General features: G+C 59.7%; 15 protein-coding genes and 1 pseudogene. 8 read left to right on the top strand and 8 right to left on the bottom strand.

All coding sequences use genetic code 11. From position 1 onward, the window contains the following. Window positions 1–182 precede the first annotated feature (182 nt). The 3 genes from OUZ52_RS17975 to OUZ52_RS17965 form a co-directional block, all read right to left on the bottom strand. Window positions 183–2,006: a DUF885 domain-containing protein gene (locus OUZ52_RS17975; RefSeq protein ID WP_266159908.1), complete on the bottom strand. Its 1,824-nt coding sequence runs from the start codon at window positions 2,004–2,006 to the stop codon at window positions 183–185. A gap of 79 nt (window positions 2,007–2,085) precedes the next feature. Continuing rightward, window positions 2,086–2,565: a DUF456 domain-containing protein gene (locus tag OUZ52_RS17970; RefSeq protein WP_266159907.1), complete on the bottom strand. Its 480-nt coding sequence runs from the start codon at window positions 2,563–2,565 to the stop codon at window positions 2,086–2,088. Between the two features lie 26 nt (window positions 2,566–2,591). After that, a complete protein-coding gene (locus OUZ52_RS17965; protein ID WP_266159906.1) occupies window positions 2,592–3,350 on the bottom strand; it encodes a hypothetical protein in 759 nt (252 codons plus the stop codon). Between the two features lie 184 nt (window positions 3,351–3,534). Here OUZ52_RS17965 and OUZ52_RS17960 point away from each other — a divergent pair, with 184 nt between their 5' ends. Further along, window positions 3,535–4,110, top strand: a complete 576-nt coding sequence (locus OUZ52_RS17960) for an RIO1 family regulatory kinase/ATPase domain-containing protein (protein WP_425493877.1) — start codon at window positions 3,535–3,537, stop codon at window positions 4,108–4,110. Window positions 4,111–4,132: 22 nt separating this feature from the next. Here the strand turns inward: OUZ52_RS17960 and OUZ52_RS17955 are convergent, their stop codons facing one another. Next, window positions 4,133–5,032 carry a LysR family transcriptional regulator gene (locus OUZ52_RS17955; RefSeq protein WP_266159904.1) on the bottom strand — a complete coding sequence of 300 codons (900 nt, stop codon included), beginning with the start codon at window positions 5,030–5,032 and terminating at the stop codon, window positions 4,133–4,135. Between the two features lie 118 nt (window positions 5,033–5,150). Here OUZ52_RS17955 and OUZ52_RS17950 point away from each other — a divergent pair. Both OUZ52_RS17950 and OUZ52_RS17945 read left to right on the top strand, forming a co-directional pair. Then, a pseudogene (locus tag OUZ52_RS17950) lies at window positions 5,151–5,342 on the top strand (4-oxalocrotonate tautomerase); the annotation flags it as partial. A 31-nt stretch (window positions 5,343–5,373) separates the two neighbouring features. Beyond that, window positions 5,374–5,973: a short chain dehydrogenase gene (locus OUZ52_RS17945; RefSeq protein ID WP_266159903.1), complete on the top strand. Its 600-nt coding sequence runs from the start codon at window positions 5,374–5,376 to the stop codon at window positions 5,971–5,973. A 16-nt stretch (window positions 5,974–5,989) separates the two neighbouring features. On the opposite strand, the gene OUZ52_RS17940 is transcribed toward OUZ52_RS17945, so the two are convergent. Further along, window positions 5,990–6,766, bottom strand: a complete 777-nt coding sequence (locus tag OUZ52_RS17940) for a ferredoxin--NADP reductase (protein WP_266159902.1) — start codon at window positions 6,764–6,766, stop codon at window positions 5,990–5,992. Between the two features lie 299 nt (window positions 6,767–7,065). On the opposite strand from OUZ52_RS17940, the gene OUZ52_RS17935 reads away from it, so the two are divergent. Continuing rightward, window positions 7,066–7,221 carry a hypothetical protein gene (locus tag OUZ52_RS17935; protein WP_266159901.1) on the top strand — a complete coding sequence of 52 codons (156 nt, stop codon included), beginning with the start codon at window positions 7,066–7,068 and terminating at the stop codon, window positions 7,219–7,221. 216 nt (window positions 7,222–7,437) lie between these two features. Continuing rightward, the gene (locus OUZ52_RS17930; RefSeq protein WP_266159900.1) at window positions 7,438–7,638 is read left to right on the top strand and encodes a tautomerase family protein; all 201 of its coding nucleotides are present in this window, start codon (window positions 7,438–7,440) and stop codon (window positions 7,636–7,638) included. 138 nt (window positions 7,639–7,776) lie between these two features. Here OUZ52_RS17930 and OUZ52_RS17925 read toward each other — a convergent pair whose 3' ends face one another. Next, a complete protein-coding gene (locus OUZ52_RS17925; RefSeq protein ID WP_266159899.1) occupies window positions 7,777–8,886 on the bottom strand; it encodes an agmatine deiminase family protein in 1,110 nt (369 codons plus the stop codon). A 367-nt stretch (window positions 8,887–9,253) separates the two neighbouring features. Between OUZ52_RS17925 and OUZ52_RS17920 the strand changes: the two genes are divergently transcribed. Further along, entirely contained in the window at window positions 9,254–10,579 is a 1,326-nt protein-coding gene (locus OUZ52_RS17920) for a serine hydrolase domain-containing protein (RefSeq protein WP_266159898.1), read from the top strand. A gap of 689 nt (window positions 10,580–11,268) precedes the next feature. Then, window positions 11,269–12,381, top strand: coding sequence for a hypothetical protein (locus tag OUZ52_RS17915; protein ID WP_266159897.1), 1,113 nt, complete (start codon window positions 11,269–11,271; stop codon window positions 12,379–12,381). Window positions 12,382–12,528: 147 nt separating this feature from the next. Here the strand turns inward: OUZ52_RS17915 and OUZ52_RS17910 are convergent, their stop codons facing one another. Continuing rightward, entirely contained in the window at window positions 12,529–15,366 is a 2,838-nt protein-coding gene (locus OUZ52_RS17910; protein ID WP_266159896.1) for a TonB-dependent receptor domain-containing protein, read from the bottom strand. A 678-nt stretch (window positions 15,367–16,044) separates the two neighbouring features. Then, window positions 16,045–17,655 (bottom strand): S53 family peptidase, encoded by a 1,611-nt coding sequence (locus OUZ52_RS17905; protein ID WP_266159895.1) that lies wholly within the window; start codon window positions 17,653–17,655, stop codon window positions 16,045–16,047. A 400-nt stretch (window positions 17,656–18,055) separates the two neighbouring features. On the opposite strand from OUZ52_RS17905, the gene OUZ52_RS17900 reads away from it, so the two are divergent. After that, window positions 18,056–18,407 (top strand): FadR/GntR family transcriptional regulator (locus OUZ52_RS17900; RefSeq protein ID WP_266159894.1); only part of this gene is annotated, 352 nt, incomplete at its 3' end.

Here is an 18,407-nt window from a genome sequence, read left to right as displayed (position 1 = left end):
GCATGCAAGGGGCGGCACGGCTGATCGCCAAGCCAGGGGCTGCGCCCAGCCGCCATTACATCGTGCTACCCGCGGCGTTGTGCCATGACACCGGCAAACTCGCGGACTGGCTTGCGCGCAGCGCCTCGCCATAAGCGGACAGGAGCAAAGTGGCGGGAGCGGCTTGCCGCTCCCGCATGGGTTTAGTGGTTCTTTTGTTGCTGGGCTGGGATGAACTGCGTACGGACCGCTTCGGCCAGTTGCTGCGGCGGCAACAGGCCCTGGCCGATGATGAAGTCATTAAAGGCCTGGCGGTTGAACTGTTTGCCCAGGGTCAGCTCGGTGTTCAGACGCAATTGCTGGATGCGCATATAGCCGTAGAAATAGGCGGTAGCCTGGCCTGGGCTATTGAAGGTATAGCGGTCCAATTCCTGTTGGGCCATGGCTTCCGACAAACCGACGTCATGCGTAAGCACCTCATGTGCGCGTTCTTTGCTGATCAGGCCGAGGTTGAGCATCGGATCGAGATAGGCGCGCGCCGCGCGCATCAGGCGCAACTGTAGGGCACCGAACTGGCCAGCCGGCGGCTCGTACGGCAGCATTTCCGATTCGGCATACAAGGCCCAGCCCTCGACGTTGACACTGTTAAAGGCGAACAGGCTGCGTGCCAGCGATACGCCGCGTTCGATCATGGCGGCAAATTGCAATTCATGCCCTGGGCGGCCTTCGTGCGCGGTGAGCGTCCATGCGGCGGCTTTGAAGGTGAAGTCGTCATAACCCTGCTGGCCATCGCCCTTGGCCGAAGGGTTGCCCATGGTCAGCACGAAAGTGCCTTGCTCGCCTTGGTTGTTGATAAACGGCGGTGGGTCCATATGCGGTGCCGGCTGGGCTGCCGCTTCGGCTTCCGAAGCGATGCGCAGCTGCATCTTGCGCTGCGGCAAGGTGATGATGTGTTCGCGGCGAATGATGTCTTCGATCTTGCCGATCACCTCGTGATACCAAGGCTCGACTTGCTCTTTGCTGAGCTGCTGCTTTTTCAACGCCTTCAGCACATCGCGATAGTCGGTGGCTTGAATGCCCTCAGCCTTGGCGACGACGGGCGCCAGCACCTGCATCATGTTGCGCAGCTCGACAAACTCCAGCTGCGCCTGCTTCATCAATTCCTCAGGCGGGATGTCGATGCCGACCTGCTTGAGGTTGTAGGCATATAGCGGTTCGGGCAAGCGGAAGTCGGTGCGGGCACGCGGCAGCACGGTGCTGCGCACCCATGCGTTGTAGTCCTTCAGCTGGGCATCCATTGCGTCGAGCGCAGCCTTCGCTTCGGCGCTATCGAGTTTGTATTTGGCAAAGAGCTGGCGCACGCCATCGGCATAATGCTGGCTATTGGCTAGCTTCTGTTCTACGTCAAGCTTGTACGGGCCAATCAGGGCCTTTTCGGCGAGCCGCTCGGTGGTGCGGGCCTTGGCCAATTCGATGATCGGTGTGCAACCCGGTGCCTTGCCCACGTAACACTGCAGGCGGTTTACTGCGACTGCCCGACGCTGCGCGGAAACATCGTCTTTCAACAGCGCGAATTCGCCGTTGAAGATCAACCCGCCGATGTCTTGATAAGGCAGCAGGTATTTGTGGTTGAGATCGACGCCTTCGATCTGCTGATCCACCGAAGCGATCAGGATGTTCAAGTCTTGCTTGACGTTGGTGTCCTTCTCGCTGCCGAGCAAGTCGACCAGTTTTGCCTTGGTGTCCACCAAGGCCTGGCGTGTGCGCTCATCGATGCCGGGCTTGAGGTCGGTGACCTTGCTGTCGTAAGCAGAGAGGCCCACCGTGGATGCGGATTCCGGGCCGAACTGTGCCTGCATTTCAAGCAGGATTTTTGAATTCACATCACTGCGCGCGACCCATGCCTGGGGAGCATGGACGGGGGCGGCCTGGGCCTGGGCCGCATCCTGCGCATACGTTGTCGATGCTGCAGTGAAGCCGGCGATGAACAGGGTGGCCGCAATGGCCGAGGCAAGAGGTTTGGACATGGATGAAATTTCCCGTGAAAGACGGTCAGCCTAGGTCAGTCTTGCGGCTGCGCCATGTGCCGAAGGGTTGGCTGGCGTTTCAAAGCAGCATGGCGAAGCCGAACAAGCCGATCATCATGAACGAGATCACCAACTTGATCAGCGTGCCGAATAACAGCCCCAGCCATGTGCCGATGCCGACATGAGCGGAACGCAGCACGCTATGGCCGGCAAGCAACTCCCCGAGCAGCGCGCCGATGAAGGGGCCGAGCACCAGCCCGGGCAAACCGAAGAACATCCCGATCAAGGTGCCCAGACTCGCCCCCCACAGCGCCAGTCGGCTGGCGCCTACGCGTTTGGCCCCAAGCGAACTGGCCACGAAGTCGACGATGACACCCACTGTGCCCAGCACGCCGATGATGATCAGCCACCAAAGCCCCACGTGCTTGTACTGATCCACGGCGGCAACCAGCAAGATGCCGCCGAAGATCATCGGGATGCCGGGCAGCGCGGGCACAATCGTGCCGGCAAGCCCGGCGATGATTAGTACAGCGGCCAGCAGATACAGTGCAGCATCCATGAGGACCCTTGAGTGGCCGCGGCGCGTCAGTGGAACGCGTCGCGATATTCCGGTTTGAGCCAGCGGGCAAAGACGCTGGTGGGTACATCCACACTTTGTAGGCCGGCTTCGGGCGAAGTCACCTGACCTGGCGGAAAGATCAGGCTCAGCCCGTGCGCCAGATGATCTTTATGGACGATAGGGGCAAACAGCTGCAAGCGATGCTTGCCGACCTGGGTGCCGTCGCGGATCAAGGCGGGGCTGGAGCTCAGCCCCCGATGATGTTTGCCCGGCTTGAGTTTCGCCATCAGCTGCGCGCGTGCTTTATCGGTTAGCGCGGCCTCGGCGGCGGGAAAGCTGGTGAACAAATCCGATAGCTCGAGCATCTGCTGCTTTTGCAGGTCGTAGCTGAAGCTATCGGTGATCGGCGCAGGATGCGGCTTGCCGGTTTCAGTATCGCCCAACACGACGACGGTAACGAAGCGCTGGGTTTGCGCGGCTATGCTGAATTCCATTTCCAGTGCCCACGAGCCGCCAGCATGTTGTTTCGAGGCCTGCGTTACGGCGTCGAGAAACTGGCTGCGTTGGGCGGCGGCGTAGCCGTCCACGGCTTGCTGCAGTTTGCCCCATGCGGGGTCCAGCGTGGCCGGTTTGATGTCGACCAGGTAATGGAGATCGCCGATGTGCTCCTCGCTATGCCGCGCGCCACTGTTGGGTGGCGATGGCGACTGAGCAGCAACGGCGGTGGAGCACAGCAAAAGCGTGGCAAGCGACGATAAAAGGAGCCATCGTGAGCGCAGCGGCATGATGTGTTCTCCGTGGCAGGGCGGGCATCGGTAGAGCGAATCGGCCACAATAGTCCGCTGTGGCGATACTGCGAGCGAGTGTACCTCTGTTGTGAATAGTGCCCCTCCGATCTTGTCCGGCACCATCGTGCTCAAAGCCGATGAGCTGGGCCGTATCGAAATCACCGAGCGTGATGGCATTCGGATGATTCGCCGCGATGTCGCTGCCGCCCGCTGGTGGGCACGTGCTTTTGCACGTCGCGCCGCCGCGCGCGAAGCGCGCGCCCTGGTCAAGCTCGATGGTATCGACGGCGTACCGGCCTTGCTTGGCTGGGACGGTCGGGAGCTGTTGCGCAGTTACATGGCCGGTGCACCGATGCAGCAGGCGCAACCGCGCGACCGCGCCTATTACCGGCAGGCGTTGCGCCTGCTGGCCGTGCTGCACCGGCGTGGCATCGTGCACAACGACCTGGCCAAAGAACCGAACTGGCTGGTGCGCGAGGACGGACGTCCTGCGCTGGTCGACTTTCAGATCGCCTGGACCCGTGGGCGTCGCGGCCCGCTGTTTCGTTTGCTGGCGCGTGAAGACTTGCGCCACTTGCTCAAGCACAAACGCACTTACTGCCCTGAGGCGCTAAGCCTGCGTCAACGCGCCATGCTCAATACCCCGGCACCGCATGCACGGTTGTGGCGCGCCACCGGCAAGCGGCTATACAAGCTGATCGCACGGCGGATCTTTGGCTATTGGGACAACGAAGGGAAAGGGCGGGTGCGCGATTGAGCATGGCTTGATCGCGCATGGCTTAGTCGGCCACGTCCGTGGCACCGAAGCGCCCCAGCAAAAAGTCGATCACGCTGCGTAGCTTGGCGGTCGGGCGCCGATCGGGCGGATAGAGCAAATGCATCGGGCTGGCCGGCGGCGCCCACGCGGGCAGGATATGGACCAGGCGGCCTGCGGCGATGTCCTCGGCGATCAGTGCTTCGGGCTGCATCAGGATGCCAGCGTGCTGTATCGCAGCGACCCGCAGCGCCTCGCCATTGTTGATCGCGAGCCGGCCGCGCACCGGTACATCAATCAAGCCCTCGGGGCCGAGTAGCCGCCAGCGATCGGGGTGGCGCCAATTGGAAAGCTCCAGGCAGATGTGCTGGCTCAGTTCGCTGGGCTGTTGCGGCGTGCCGTGCTGGGCTAAATAGGCGGGTGACGCCGCCAGCAGCATGCGATAAGGCTGCAGGGGGCGGGCGACCAGGGCGTCGTTATCGACAGGGCCGATGCGTATCGCCAGTTCATAACCCTCGTCCACCATGTCGTGAATGCGGTTATCCAGGACTAGGTTGATGCTGACCTCGGGATGTTGCTGCTGATATTCGGTGAGTGCCGGCACCAGTCGGCGGCTGCCAAAGGTCAGCGGGGCGGTCATTCGCAGCAGGCCGCCCGGTGTTGCCTGCAACTCGTGAGCGCTTGTTTCAGCCAGCTCGACATCGAGCAGAACCTGCTTGCAGCGTTCGTAGTACAGCCGGCCTACCTCGGTCAGCTGCTGGCGGCGGGTGGTCCGGTGCAGCAGTCGTGCTCCGATCCGCTGCTCAATCGTGCGCACATGCTTGCCGGCCATGGTGGCGGAAACCCCGGCAGCCTCGGCGGCTGCGCTGAAGCTGCCGCTTTCGACCACGCGGATAAACATGGCCATGCTGGCTAACTTGTCCATATTTAAAACCTATAGGTTTTGATTGCATCAAATGATTGCACGTTTATCTACTCATGGTGCGCAGTGAAACTGTGACTCGCGGGACGGTCTCGCTCCGGGACGCCGCCACTCGAGGAAACAGCTCATGCCTACCCTCCATCTCGACATGCACCCCGGCCGCACGCTTGAGCAGAAGCGCGCCTTTGTCCGCGAAGTGACCCGCGCCACCTGCGAAACGCTGAACTGCCCAGCAGAGAGCGTGGAAATTCTGATTCGCGAAATTCCTCGCGACCAATGGGCCAGCGGTGGCCAATTGCGCTCGGATCAATGAGCGCGTCACTTGAAGCCATAAGGAGCAAATGATGCGTATTTTGATGATTGGCGCACATGGCACGATCGGCAGCGCCGTGGCGGCTGATCTGGCGCAACGACACGACGTCGTGCGCGCTGGCCGTAGCCGTGGCGACGTCCGCGTGGATCTGACCGACTATGCCAGCGTGCGCGAGATGTATGCCCAGGTGGGGCCGCTGGACGCCGTCGTTACTACCGCGGGCGAGCTGCATTTCGGGCCACTGGCACAGACGACACCGGAGCAGTTCGCCTACGGTTTGCAAAGCAAGTTGATGGGGCAGGTCAATGCCGTGCTCGCCGGCCAGTCGCTGTTACGCGACGGCGGCTCGTTTACCCTGACCAGCGGCATCGTGGGTGAAGAGCAGATTCGCGATGGCAGCAATGCGGCCACCGTGAACAGCGCACTCGAAGGCTTTGTGCGAGCGGCGGCGACGGAGCTGTTGCGTGGCGTGCGCATCAACATCGTCAGCCCGACCCTGGTCGATGCGTCTGCCGAGGCTTATGGGCCGTACTTTCCGGGATTTCTGCCGGTGCCATTGAAGCAGGTGGTACAGGCCTATCGGCGCAGTGTCGAAGGCGTACAAAACGGACGCCGCATCACCGTCTGGTGAGCGGCATCCAGGTGGGTTATTTCTCGACAAAAGCCCGTTCGATCACATAGTCGCCCGGCTCACGGGTACGCGGGGACGCATGGAAACCGCGGCCATCGAGCAGGGTGCAGATGTCATCCAGCATGGCCGGGCTGCCGCATAGCATGATGCGGTCGGTTTCGGGATTGAGCGGGGGCAGGCCGATAGCCTGGCTCATCACGCCGTCAGCGATGGCGTCGGTGATACGGCCACGGTTGCGGAACGGTTCGCGGGTCACACTGGGGTAGTAAATCAGCTTTTCGCGGACCAGTTCGCCCAGATAGTCGTGCTGCGGCAGCTCGCGTTCGAGGTAGTCGGCATAGGCGAGATCATGGATATGCCGCACGCCGTGGGCGAGCACGATTTTGTCGAAACGCTCATAGGTTTCCGGATCGCGCGCGATGCTCAGGAAGGGCGCCAGGCCGGTACCGGTGCCGAGCAAATACAAATGCTTGCCGGGCTTCAAATCGTTGAGCACCAGGGTGCCGGTGGGCTTGCGGCTGACAATCACCGGGTCACCCGGCTTTAGGTGCTGCAGGCGCGAGGTAAGCGGGCCATTGGCCACCTTGATGCTGAAAAACTCCAGATGCTCTTCGTAATTGGCGCTGGCGATGGAATACGCACGCATCAACGGCCGTCCATCCACCTCCAGCCCGAGCATCACAAAATGGCCGCTATCAAAGCGGAAGCCGGGATCGCGGGTCGTACGAAAGCTGAAAAGGCTGTCATTCCAGTGGTGCACGTCAATCACGTGCTCCGTCGCCAATGCCACCATGGTCGTTGTCGTCTCACAGAAGTTGTATAGGGATCGCGCGCCGGCTCTCCAAAGAAAGCGAAGACGGGACTCGCGGGGAGGGCGGCAGGGCCGCTTTGCCTGGCGAGCGCTGCGGGTGATGGCAGCGTCAAAGGCGATAGATTACGCGATCCGGCGAGGGCTTGCTGCTGCGGGCTGCCGGCCCGGGGCCGGCAAGCCTGCGCCAGACCGGCTCAGCAGGCGCTTGAGTAGGCAGCCAGATCGCGGCGCTTATAGGGTGTTCTACGCGTTATACGGCCTGATTCCAGGCGGGGATTTCAATGCGAGACAGGGACCTCGATGGTGTCGGTATGGCGATCAAGCTGTTGCTGTTAAGCCGGGTCGCCTTGATGCCGATGGTTGTTCGGTTTGCGCTTACCTATGGCGCGCGGCGCGAAACCATCCAGCTCGATGGCCTCGGCATCGCCATGACCTAGGCGGGCGTGGCGTTGCTGGGCGGTATCTGGCTTCTATCGCAGCCGTGTCTGGCTCAGGGTACCTAGGGGTGGGCGCGAGCATATCCGCGCTTATTGGAATCATCCTGCGCTGGTTGAGTTGGTGGCATCAACGCCTCGATCCACGACAAAGCTGATGCCGGGCGAGCAAGGCTTGAGCGAGAATGAGCGCCAACTTTATTCCCCATCAGGACGACCATGCCTTACGTCAATATCCAGATTACCAAGGGTGCGACCCGCGCCCAGAAAGCCGAGTTGGTCAAGGACGTGACGGATTCGCTGGTGCGGGTGCTGGGCAAAAAGCCGGAATACACCCATGTGGTTATCCAGGAGATCGCCGAAGAGGATTGGGGCTTTAGCGGCTTGCTCACCGATGACTGGAAAAAGCAGCACACCTGATCGATGAGGGGTGCCGCAATACCTCTTCGTCAGCTCTGAGGTACGCATGCGGCCGTGTTCTCGCCTGATTCAGGCGTTTTGCGATCGCTCGGGTACAAGTTTGGGTCGACGGCGAGGCAGGTCGCCCGCTCGACCCAGCTAAGAAGGTTGTTGCTGGGTGGTGCAATGAATACCGCCACCGCCCGCGGCAATGGCATCTATGTTGAGCTGTATCACGTCGCGTGACGGGAATAACTCGCGTAGGGCGGCATGCGCGTTGCGATCCGCACGGGCATCACCAAATTCAGGCCCGATGACCGCGTCATTGCATACGTAGAAATTGATGTAACCCGCCGCAAAATGCTCGTTCTCGTACTTTGGTCGTACGGTCGATGGCGAAGTTAGCACCACGACTTTCAGCTTGTTTCCTTTTGCATCTTCCGCGCCGCGAAGGATTTCTATATGCCGCTTGGTAACGGCGTGATCGAACGACGAGGCGTCCGGCTCCAAGCCGGCGATCACGACGCCGGGGCTGGCGAATCTGGCGTAGAAATCGGTATGGCCATCGGTAATGTCTTTGCCGGCGATGCCCGGTAGCCAGATGATTTTTTCCAGGCCCAGCAGACGCTTGAGCTCGGACTCGCACTGCGCCTTGCTGACGCCGGGATTGCGATTTCTATTGAGTACGCAACTTTCAGTGATGATGGCCGTTCCTGCACCATCGACTTCGATGCCGCCGCCTTCCAGCACGAGTTGCGTGGCAAGAGGCAAGGCCTTGGTCAAGTGGTTGATTACGGAAGCTACTCTGGCGTCGGCATGGTGTTCTTGCTTATTGCCCCAGCCATTGAAGTTGAAATTGATGCCGGCCAGTTGTCCGCGGCGATTCTTTACAAAAACCGGGCCGGTGTCTCGTATCCATAAATCATCGATGTCCTGGACGATAAGCTCAACGTCCGGGCCGCATAAGGCTTCAGCGGTATCACGGTCGTCCTCGCGCACCAGCATCTTGACCGGCTCGAAAGCTGAGATGGCTCGAGCGATACCGGCCAAGTTCTTCTGGGCAGCCTCTAGTAGATCTTCTCCCCACACCTCTTCGCTGGGGCCAAAGGCCATCCAGGTGGCTGTGTGATGTTCACCCTCATCCGGCATGCGCCAGGCCTTGGCTGTGGCAGCTGAAGCTTCGTTTATGGGCCTCGCGTTAAGGGTGCTAAGACTTAGGCTGCCTGCAACCAAGAGGCTACGCCTTAGAAAATCGCGCCTGGACAGCATGATCGTCTCCTCGCAAAGTTGGCACGCGTTGGCAACGGTATCGAGCAAACAGGCTTGGGCGAACCGGTCAATCAAGCCCCCAAATACGGTACACCCGAACGTCAGTCATGTCGGCCCACGCACGCATTGCCGACGCCTTTCAGCCCGCCTTTGATGTCTCTTCCGAGGATCTGGTTCAGAGGGTGCGCTCAGCCATCGGTTGCGGGTTACGCAGCGCTGGACGACATTAAGGGTGTTCGACAAAAGACTCGGCGCTTTTTTATATCTAGAGAGTGGATCTTGGTTGATCCAAGCTCGCTCAGCATGCTGTTCGGGCCTGATCGGAATGGTGATGAATCATTCCAGGCTTGGCTGACCCGCTTCGGGAATGCCGAGTCATGGGCCAGGTGAAGAATCAACTGCCACAACGGCCATGGCGTGCGGCATCAACGTAGATGCAGCATCTGCACTCCCCAATGCGCATGAGACAGGCTGGATGAAAAGAGCTTCTGCATGGATTTACGCAGCCGTACTCGCTGTAACAACCGGGCCCGTGCTGGCCGGCAGTGATAGCGCAGCACTTAAATCGCTGGTTGATGGGGCCAAAACCTCGCATAGCGACACACTGCTGGTTATTCACGACGACAAAGTACTGGTTGACTATCGCCGCCCCGGTGCGCCGTATCGGCCCATCGAGATGATGTCGAGCACCAAGTCGCTGGTAGGGCTGGCGGTAGGGCGCCTGATAACCCAAGGCAAGCTGCGCTCTGTGGATGAACCGGTCAGCGATTTCTATCCAGAGTGGAAGCAAGGCAACAAGGCGAAGATCACCCTGCGTATGTTGCTCAATCATACGTCTGGCCTGCAAAACGAAGCTTTGACATCCGCTGAGATCTATCCGGCGCCAGACGGCTTTCAGCTCGCCCTTGCGGCGGAACTAAGCGATCCGCCTGGCACGCGATTCAGATACAACAACAAGGCCATGAATCTGCTTGCCGGCGTGATCGAAAAGGCGGCGGGCGAGCCGATGGATACCTACATCGCCAAGGAGCTTCTGGCACCGATGGGGATCCAGCTGCCGCCCTGGGATGATCGCGACCAGGCGGGACACCCGCGCGCCATGTCCGGTTGGATGGCAACCTCGGAAGATGCCGCAAAGGTCGGCAAGCTAGTGCTGGATCAGGGACGTTGGCAGGGCAAGCAGCTGATCGATGCGGGTTATATGGCCCTGATGATTGGCCAGAGTACGCCGCTCACTCAGCACTACGGCCTGCTCTGGTGGCGTCAGGCGGAGGGCGTGTATCTGAAGGCCAGCGCGATCGATCATTTGCGGGCAGCCGGTGTCGACGGGAGCATCGTCGATAAGCTCAGCAAGGTAAGCCCGAAGCGCTACGCCAACTTGGATGAGTTCTTCAATGGACTTCCCGCCCTGGGTATCGACCCCAAGTTGTTTATCGCGGATGTGAAGGCACATCACATGGGCGATAACGACTTGTTCGAACCATCACCCATCGTTGCCTGGGAAGCAAACGGCTACCTTGGAAACTATGTAGTGATTGTGCCAAAGGCCCATCTCATCGCGGTACGGCAAATCGCGGTAGAAGAGGAGCCCGAAGCTGGGCAGCCATGGCCCTACAACTATGACGATTTCACGCGTCGAGTGATTAAGTTGGGGCAGAGCTACAACAGCGATCTTGCGGTGGATAAGCCCTGATAGGGCACCATCAATAGGCAACAAGCTCCGGCTGCTCACCTACGCGCAGGGTGAGCGCAGCCGGATGTCGATCATCACCCCATGGAATGCCTGGCTGCTCAACGCAGGCTGGGTCATGTTGAGCCACTTAATTGCTTCGCGGCTCAATGATCCGAATCCATGGCCGTCGGTCGGTAAACAAGAGAGGTGCGACATGGCAGAACTCTTTTGCCGTGGCGCATCTCGCTGCCCGTCGAGGCGCGACTGGTTCGTGTCGCCGTCGAGTACTACGCGACCGAACGTGCCAGGGAACATCCGGATTGCATAAGCCAGGATGACAAGGAATGGCGGCTGGCTCGGTTGCGCAAAAGGATGTTTCTAGGCGGCGCTGCTTGTTCAGCCGTATCGCATCACAGCGCTGGGTGATGCATTCCGATCCGGCAATGCACATCGACGTGATGATGCCAGGATCGAGGAAATCAGCCTCGATCGCGCAAAGCATTCGCCAGATTTTTCCGTCCGCTTCCCAGCTTAGGGATGGCGACGCCAGGTTGCGCCTGCAGCCGTAGGTAGGGGGCGGGGAGACATTTGCGTTTAATAGCCAGGGGGATCCATTCGGAGCAGAGCAGAGTCGGGCCTCTGTTTTTGGAGGTCCGCGGTGCGCTAGCTCGCAGCACTCATTTCACATAGATCATCGATAGGAGTTCAACATGCGTAACCCCGTTCAGATCGCGATCGTAGCGGTACTTCTTGGTGCAGCCCCACTCTCGTCCGTTTTTGCCGCACAGACGACTAATCAGGTCGCCGAGGAGGCGCAGGCACAAGCTCTGAATGGATGGCATGAAAAACTTCGCCAAATGGGCCCGCCCGCGGAAGGTTGCTTTCATGCCTCGTACCCCAGCGTGATCTGGGAGAAAGTGACTTGCGGCCCGCGGCCGACCTACCGCTCTAGCCGTATCGCTCGCCCGGTTCAAACGTCTCCCGTTGCGCGTTCCGCAAATGTGGGTTCGGTCGAGTCGCAAATCATCGGCAATGGCACCGATTACACCGCTCAGGCGTCGGGCACGATTAAATCTGCGACCGGGAGTTTCCCGACAGTCACCGGGGTGACCTCTGAAAAGGGCGTCAATGTGATGTTCGGCGGGCAGATGTCCAATGGAACGATCGGCTCAAATCAGTACACGTTGCAGCTCAATACCGATATCAACCCATCATCGACGGCATGCACAAAACTGGGATATAGCTCTTGCCAGGTATGGGAGCAATTCCTCTACTCGACCGACGCATATACCGATGGAACGCACCCGATGACCTGGATCCAGAGTTGGGTGTATCCATCCCAATCGGACTACGACAGTTACGGTTGCCCGACTTCAGCGGGTTGGACCGACGCGACCGATAGCAGTGGTCCTGCATGCGTCAATAACAGCAATGGCTATGCGGTGCCCCAGCTATCCATCGCCAAACTCGCCAGCATGAAACTAGCCGGTGCCGTGTCGGCGAATGGTAGCGATACGGTGACCCTCACTGTCGGTAAGGACGTCTATAGCAACAAAGTGTCTGATAAGACGGTGTATGCAGCGCTTTGGTGGAAAGGGACTGAATTTACCCTGGTGGGTAACGGTGGCGGATCCCAGGCATCTTTTAACAAGGGTTCGTCCATCAAAATGAATCTCGCCATCAACGATGGTTCGACCAAGGCACCGAAATGCCTCGGCCCCAAAGGACAGGGCTATACCGGTGAGACCAATAATCTGACCCTGGGCGCGTGCACGGCCGCGGGTGGAACATCGCCATCGATCAGCTTTACTGCGTCGAACTGAAGCCAGGGCTTGCCCGCTAAGGGCGGGCAAGCCGAGAACACGGGGCGTCTCGAAAACGCCATCCCGCACGGGCAAAGGCCAGCGCTTAACGCGCTGGCCTTATTTATGCGCTCGGTGGAGTGAGTGGCGCCGAGAACCCGGCGCGCGTTACCGACTACCGCCGAAACGGTAAGTGGCCTGCAGCATGATTTGACGTCCGTAGATGTTGTAGTTGTAGTTGTTGAAATACGGGAACGTGCGGCTTTTGCGATAACCCGGATCCTGTGGTGGCATGGTGTTGAACAGGTTGTTCACCATCAGCGAGAAGTCCAGGTCCTTGGTTGGCGAGTAGCCCACGCTCAGGTTGTAGAGGAACCATGGCGGCAGGCTGCCGGCACCCGGGTAGCCAGGCCCGTAGGTGACTGCGATGTAGTTGGGTGTCGGGCTGTAACGGTGCATATACAGCGTGCTACGCCATGTGTCGTGCCACGACCAGCTCAGCGACCCCGTGGTGATGTTCTTGAACTCGGTGCTCCAGAGGGGATTGGTGAGCTGATTGATCGGCGTCGTGCCCGGATATTGCTGGTACGAGTGCTTGAGCATGCCGTTGTAATCGAGCTGCACCGCAAAACTGCCGATAGGCGTTGGATTGAACGCGTACTTGGCCTCGGCGGTCACCGAGTCGGTGACCTCGTTGGCGATATTGACGTAATACAGATTCAGATTGGTGACTTGACCGGTAAACGGACTACGCGTGATCTGCCCATAGGCGCTTTGACAGATGGCCGAATCGGATGGCAACTGGCCAAGCCGGCATTGCGACTCCTGCCGCATCAGCAGATCAGAGCTTTGCAGCTGAATTTCATTGTTGATGGAAATATGCAGGTAATCCGCACTCAGGCTCAGGTTGTGGATCGGCGACCACACCGTGCCAAAGGTAAAGCTGGACGAATTAGTGGGTTGCAGCTTCTTGTTGGGCAGCACATTGATCTTCACGCCCTCGGTGTAGCCTGAGGAGCAGTTCTGGCCGCCTCCCTGTGTTTCGCACAAGTAATAATCGGTGACGTTGTTGTACTGCCCGGATGGGCCCAGGAAGATGGACGACATGTCCGGCGCGATGAAGCCCGTCGCGTAATTGCCGCGAAGCAGCAGCGTGCTGAACGGCCGGTACTCCAAACCGACCTTATAGGTGAACTTGTTGTTGGGCGCCCCATTGGAAATGGTGTAGCGGTCGTAGCGCCCCGACAGATCCAGCGTGAGCGAAGACAGCACCGGCATGTTCAACTCGAACGCCGACGCGTAGTGATCACGCTGGCCGCCGCCGGAAACGCCGGTGTTGCCCCAGATCAGCCCGTTGGCCACCATCGGGTTCACCGGGGCGTACCAAGCCTGGTTTCCGCCTTCGAGCAACCACGCAAAGCCGGCATCGCCACCCGGCAGGCGAAACAGGCTGTCGTTATTGATCGTGCCGCGGAAGTTGTTGATCCAGGTGTTGTACTTGGCATTGATGTTGGTGGTGAAGCTCTTGTACTGCGCGGTCGAAATGGGTGAGTAGAACGCCGCGTAATTGGGGTGATACATGTTGTAGCCGGTATTGGGATCAACCCCGACCACCGGGCCCAATATGTTTTGGAAAAAACCATCAATGGCCGCCGCCGGATGTAGCGGGCTGACGTCGCTGGTCCGCTCGCCAGAGCGCAGGTAGTACGCGTCCCAATTCCAGTTCGATTCGCCGAACTTTCCGTTGGCCCCGACGTCGCCCTGGTACATGAGGTCGTTCTGCCGCACCAGGCCATTGCCATTGTTGTTGCCCACCTCCTCCGGTGCGAAGAAGCGCTCGGGGGAGAGCACGTGCAAGGTATTGGCATCCTCGATCACACCGCCCGGGAGATCCTTCGGCCCCCACCAGTTGTAAGCGATGCCCGCGGTGAATTTCTGCTGCTGCCAGCTGGTCAATACGTCCGCGTAGAGGCGCACGTCGTCATTGAGCTTGTAGCGCAACTTCAAGGTTCCACTGTAACTACGGTCCTTGTTGATAAAGGTGCCGTAGCTGAAGGTTTTCGGCGAGCCGCAGAACGAGCCGTTGCTGCGGTTTACCAACGCCGTCGTGCCACCGAACAGGTTGCTGATCGCGCCGCATCCGTTCGGCGGCGCCTGAAAGCTCGTCGGGGACGAGTAGTTGACGCCGTAGTCCCACATGGCCGCGACAATGATCGGGCGCGGCGCCGCCGAGGTCAGGTCGCGCTGGTAATACCATGCGGGCGACTGATTATCGAACTCCACTGTGCCGAGCACGTCCAGATCGCCGAACTTGTGCCCGAACGCCATCGACAGGCGCTGGCTCGCGCCGCCGCCAAGACTGTAATTGCCGGTGCGCACGCTGACTTCGGCACCATCCATGTGCTCCTTGGTGACGATGTTCACTACACCCGAGATGGCCTGCGAACCATAGATCGATGACCCGCCACCCGGCAGGATGTCGATATGGTCGATGATGCTCAACGGGATGTTGCCGATGTTGGTGAAGTCGCTGACGCCGCCGAAAAGCTGGCCAAACTGGGTGATCGGCTTGCCGTCGAGCAGCGTCAAGGTGTACTCCGGATTCAGTCCGTAGAAACTGAATGTCTGGGAGCCCTGGTTGAACCCTGGCGTTTGCGACCCAGGTACGGTGCCCGTAGAGAAAACCGAATTTTGCAGCACCTCCGCGACGCTGTTGAAACCGCGCGCCTCGATGTCTTTCGCGGTAATGGTGAAAGTAGGCGTGGCCGTCTGGATCTGGGCGTTGTTGATCAGCGAACCACTGACGATGACCGTGTCCAGCCGCTTGGCCTGTTTTTTCTGGTTGTTTTCCGGTGCATCGACGGATGAGCCGGCGGGCGTATCCTGCGACGACTTTGCCGTGTCCTGCGTAGATGTCTGGTCCGATGTGACCTCGGCGGCGAAAACCTGCGCGCAGCCGAACGCCATGGCCGCCACGATAGCGGCCGCGAGTTTTGAATACTTCATGTTTCTCCCCAATCTCCCGTAATGGATGTATTGCTTTTTGTCGAAAGCTGACTTGCAGAAAAAACCGCATGCCCCATCCCCATGAGGTCATGCTTTGCTTTGCCAACTGCATGCCACGCAGGTACGTCATGGCGATCGAGATGGCCTGATGACGCGCCGACGGATGGCCTGGCAGTGGGCGGAACACGGCTTAGTTCAATGCCGAATGCAAAAAACACGGCGACATACCTGGCCGTTCCAGGGATGCACCATTGGTGCACTGCCGTCTTGCGTTATGCAGCGGGTGAGCCGATCGCCCGCCACGGTCTGTCTACGCTGCGACTCGCCAATCCGACAATTGTCCAAGGGTATGGACGTCTATTCGTTTCGTTGCCTGGAAGCAAAAGACCGTCATCCCCACGAGTCCCGGGTGAAGGAGCGAGAGCGGAAGAGCTTTCGCGGGGATGACGGGCGAACACGCGTATTCATAGCCCCTTGAAGGCGACATCGGCGTTCGATCCAGTGCCGGCACTTACTTCATGACGAGAGGCCGCAGCATGTCAGCGCTGGAATTGCATCCCAGTAGCCAACGCGCCTGCGTTCCAGGATCCCCAGCCAGAGGCTTGGTTGTACTTTCCAGGGGTAACGGAGTACACCCCGTTGGAGCCACCCGTCAGCAGGTTGTAACAGTTGAGACAGTCACCGCGGGTTCCGTTCACTTGACCTACGCCGATGTCGTAGAAAGTTTTTTGCCAGAAGTACGGCGGAATACCGCTCTGCAACAGCCTGGCATAAGTGCCCGCCAACAGCGGTGCGGCAAGGCTGGTACCACCGTACACTGCCCATTGCGTCTGGTAAGTGCCGGTGCTGTCGTAACCACCGATGATGATCCAGAGCCCGGTATTGGGGTCGCCATCCATGACGAAATCCGGCGTGCCGCGCATGGCGCCGACCATCCTGATAATGCGGACGTTGCTCCGTCGCGGCCGGTCCACTCTCGCTGCCCTGCCATAGCGTCTCGTGGTCATAGGCAGAATACGAGTTTGCCGAGTTGTACACCGTCGATGCGCCTACCGAGACCACGTACGGCGAACTGCCGGGAAAGCCGGTGGAGCTTTCACCACCCGAACAACCCGGCTTGCCGCCGTAGTCTTGGGTAATGGCGAACACGGTAAACCCCTTGGCCACGGCGACCGAAAGCTCCTGATCCCAACTGCTGCGAAGATCCTGCCCGATGTCCGCATCGCAGGTCGCCGCGTAGGAGAGGGAGATGGTCGAGTGATTGTCGTTGATGGCCGCCGTCACGGCCGCCAGTTCGTCACCGAGATCGGTCGACGGCGCGGAATAGAAGTCGATCTCTTTCAGGCCGCCGGACATGGTGGCAACGGCGTCGACGTCGAGTACGGCTTCGGTTTGCGCTTCGTAATCCCCGGCGGTGTAACCGGTGGGGTAGCTCACCTTGAGCGGGATGTTGCTGAAGCCATAAGCGCTGGCCCAGGTCTGATAGAGGTAAGTGGTGTTGCGCTGGTCGCCCACGCCGATCACTGCTACCGTCTGTCCACTGGCGGGTGCGAGATTGCTGGCACCGTAGAGTGATGGGAAGTCCGTAGGTGCATGCACGCATTGCTGGCAAGCCACGGTGCCGGCCGTCGACTGCGTGCCGGGCACCCCCTTGTTCTTCGCATAAGCATGGCCCTCGATCATCGCGGCGACTTTGGCGCCGGATACACCGCGTTCCTGGAACGAGCGCAGGCCATGTACCGCACTGATCACGCCCGCCAGAGACGAAGGAATCTGCACCGCATCAGCATTGGCCACACCCGCTTTGTCGCCACGATGCAGGCTGTAGAGACGGGTTTGGAAGGCCGACTGCACATTCGCCGCCGTACCCGACGCAGACACGATCATGTTGTCTTTCGACACATAGATCTGGCTAAAGCCATGGGCGCGCAGAAAGTTGGACACGCGCAAGGCATCAGCATGCTCCGGCAGGTAACGCGCAGCCAGCTCGCTGTCTGTCAACGGCTGCCGCACCCGTGAGCGGACCAGGCCAGCAACCTGTTCTAGCTCGGCCTGTTGGCGCATTTTCAGCACGACGTTGATGCGGACCGGTGCATTGGCACCGATCACTTGGGCCTGGTCTCCGGCTTGCAGCGCGACGCCATGGGCAAGCGTAAGGCTCGGTGGGCTCACCGCTGTGTTACGGCTGGGCGCAGCTCCGTTGGCGCCGGTGGCACTCACTCCCCCGGCGCAGGCCAACGCCAACAAACCTGACACCACTCCCCTCGAAAGCATTGTTAATCGCAACATGTTCAAGCTCCCCAATTTCGATATGAGATAAGCCATCCATCGACCGATGGCTTGTTCGCCAAGCAACGTGTCGCCAAGCCGAGCCCCTGTGCGCTGGCCCGATCCAGTATTGGCGCTGCGACGGAAGGCGTCTTGAGGAAAATTTCGATGGAGAGATGACGAAATCGGCACAAAGGCAGCGTGAGGCACATTCGGGACACCTCTTCAGCGCAGGTGGAGTCCGTAGGCCAGCGCCCGCAGCATGCGAAAGGATTCATCGATGGCCCATCGGCGTCATGGCTGACGACGGGCTCTAGCTTCGTCTTGCCCTTCACCGAAAAATGGACCAAAGTCGCTATTAATCCTACAAATAGCCAGGCCATGATTTGAGATGTGGTCGAAGTGAGACGAGGCGCACGGTATGACCAGGGCAAAGTCCGTTTCCAGCGACGCGTGTCGCCCCAAGCAGATTTACGAACAGGTGGCCGAACGAATCCGCGCAGGCATCCGCAATGGTCAGTTCGCTGCAGAAGAACGCTTGCCATCGGAGCACGAGCTATCGACGCGTTTTCGCGTGGCGCGTCTGGCTGTACGCGAGGCGGTCGGCGCGCTGCAAAATCAAGGGCTGGTCGTCACGCGCCGAAATGCCGGCACTTATGTGAGCGCCGATGCCAAACAATCGTTGGCAAGCGTCGGCGCTGCGGATGTCGTCGATGAGGATCCCGATTTCAGCCCCGCATCCACGCTAGAGCTTCGGCGCATTCTTGAGCCGG

The sequence above is a fragment of the Dyella silvatica genome (assembly GCF_026283955.1).
Taxonomy (GTDB): Bacteria; Pseudomonadota; Gammaproteobacteria; order Xanthomonadales; family Rhodanobacteraceae; genus Dyella_C; species Dyella_C silvatica.
The sequence above is the reverse complement of the archived record's forward strand: the minus strand, read 5'-3'. Positions and strand labels throughout refer to the sequence as shown.

What these genes read in the sequence shown, in the direction of transcription:
- OUZ52_RS17975 (WP_266159908.1), bottom strand. Translation starts at nt 2,006, where the DNA reads ATGTCCAAACCTCTTGCCTCGGCCATTGCGGCCACCCTGTTCATCGCC.
- OUZ52_RS17970 (WP_266159907.1), bottom strand. Translation starts at nt 2,565, where the DNA reads ATGGATGCTGCACTGTATCTGCTGGCCGCTGTACTAATCATCGCCGGG.
- OUZ52_RS17965 (WP_266159906.1), bottom strand. Translation starts at nt 3,350, where the DNA reads ATGCCGCTGCGCTCACGATGGCTCCTTTTATCGTCGCTTGCCACGCTT.
- OUZ52_RS17960 (WP_425493877.1), top strand. Translation starts at nt 3,535, where the DNA reads ATGATTCGCCGCGATGTCGCTGCCGCCCGCTGGTGGGCACGTGCTTTT.
- OUZ52_RS17955 (WP_266159904.1), bottom strand. Translation starts at nt 5,032, where the DNA reads ATGGACAAGTTAGCCAGCATGGCCATGTTTATCCGCGTGGTCGAAAGC.
- OUZ52_RS17945 (WP_266159903.1), top strand. Translation starts at nt 5,374, where the DNA reads ATGCGTATTTTGATGATTGGCGCACATGGCACGATCGGCAGCGCCGTG.
- OUZ52_RS17940 (WP_266159902.1), bottom strand. Translation starts at nt 6,766, where the DNA reads ATGGTGGCATTGGCGACGGAGCACGTGATTGACGTGCACCACTGGAAT.
- OUZ52_RS17935 (WP_266159901.1), top strand. Translation starts at nt 7,066, where the DNA reads ATGCGAGACAGGGACCTCGATGGTGTCGGTATGGCGATCAAGCTGTTG.
- OUZ52_RS17930 (WP_266159900.1), top strand. Translation starts at nt 7,438, where the DNA reads ATGCCTTACGTCAATATCCAGATTACCAAGGGTGCGACCCGCGCCCAG.
- OUZ52_RS17925 (WP_266159899.1), bottom strand. Translation starts at nt 8,886, where the DNA reads ATGCTGTCCAGGCGCGATTTTCTAAGGCGTAGCCTCTTGGTTGCAGGC.
- OUZ52_RS17920 (WP_266159898.1), top strand. Translation starts at nt 9,254, where the DNA reads ATGCCGAGTCATGGGCCAGGTGAAGAATCAACTGCCACAACGGCCATG.
- OUZ52_RS17915 (WP_266159897.1), top strand. Translation starts at nt 11,269, where the DNA reads ATGCGTAACCCCGTTCAGATCGCGATCGTAGCGGTACTTCTTGGTGCA.
- OUZ52_RS17910 (WP_266159896.1), bottom strand. Translation starts at nt 15,366, where the DNA reads ATGAAGTATTCAAAACTCGCGGCCGCTATCGTGGCGGCCATGGCGTTC.
- OUZ52_RS17905 (WP_266159895.1), bottom strand. Translation starts at nt 17,655, where the DNA reads ATGTTGCGATTAACAATGCTTTCGAGGGGAGTGGTGTCAGGTTTGTTG.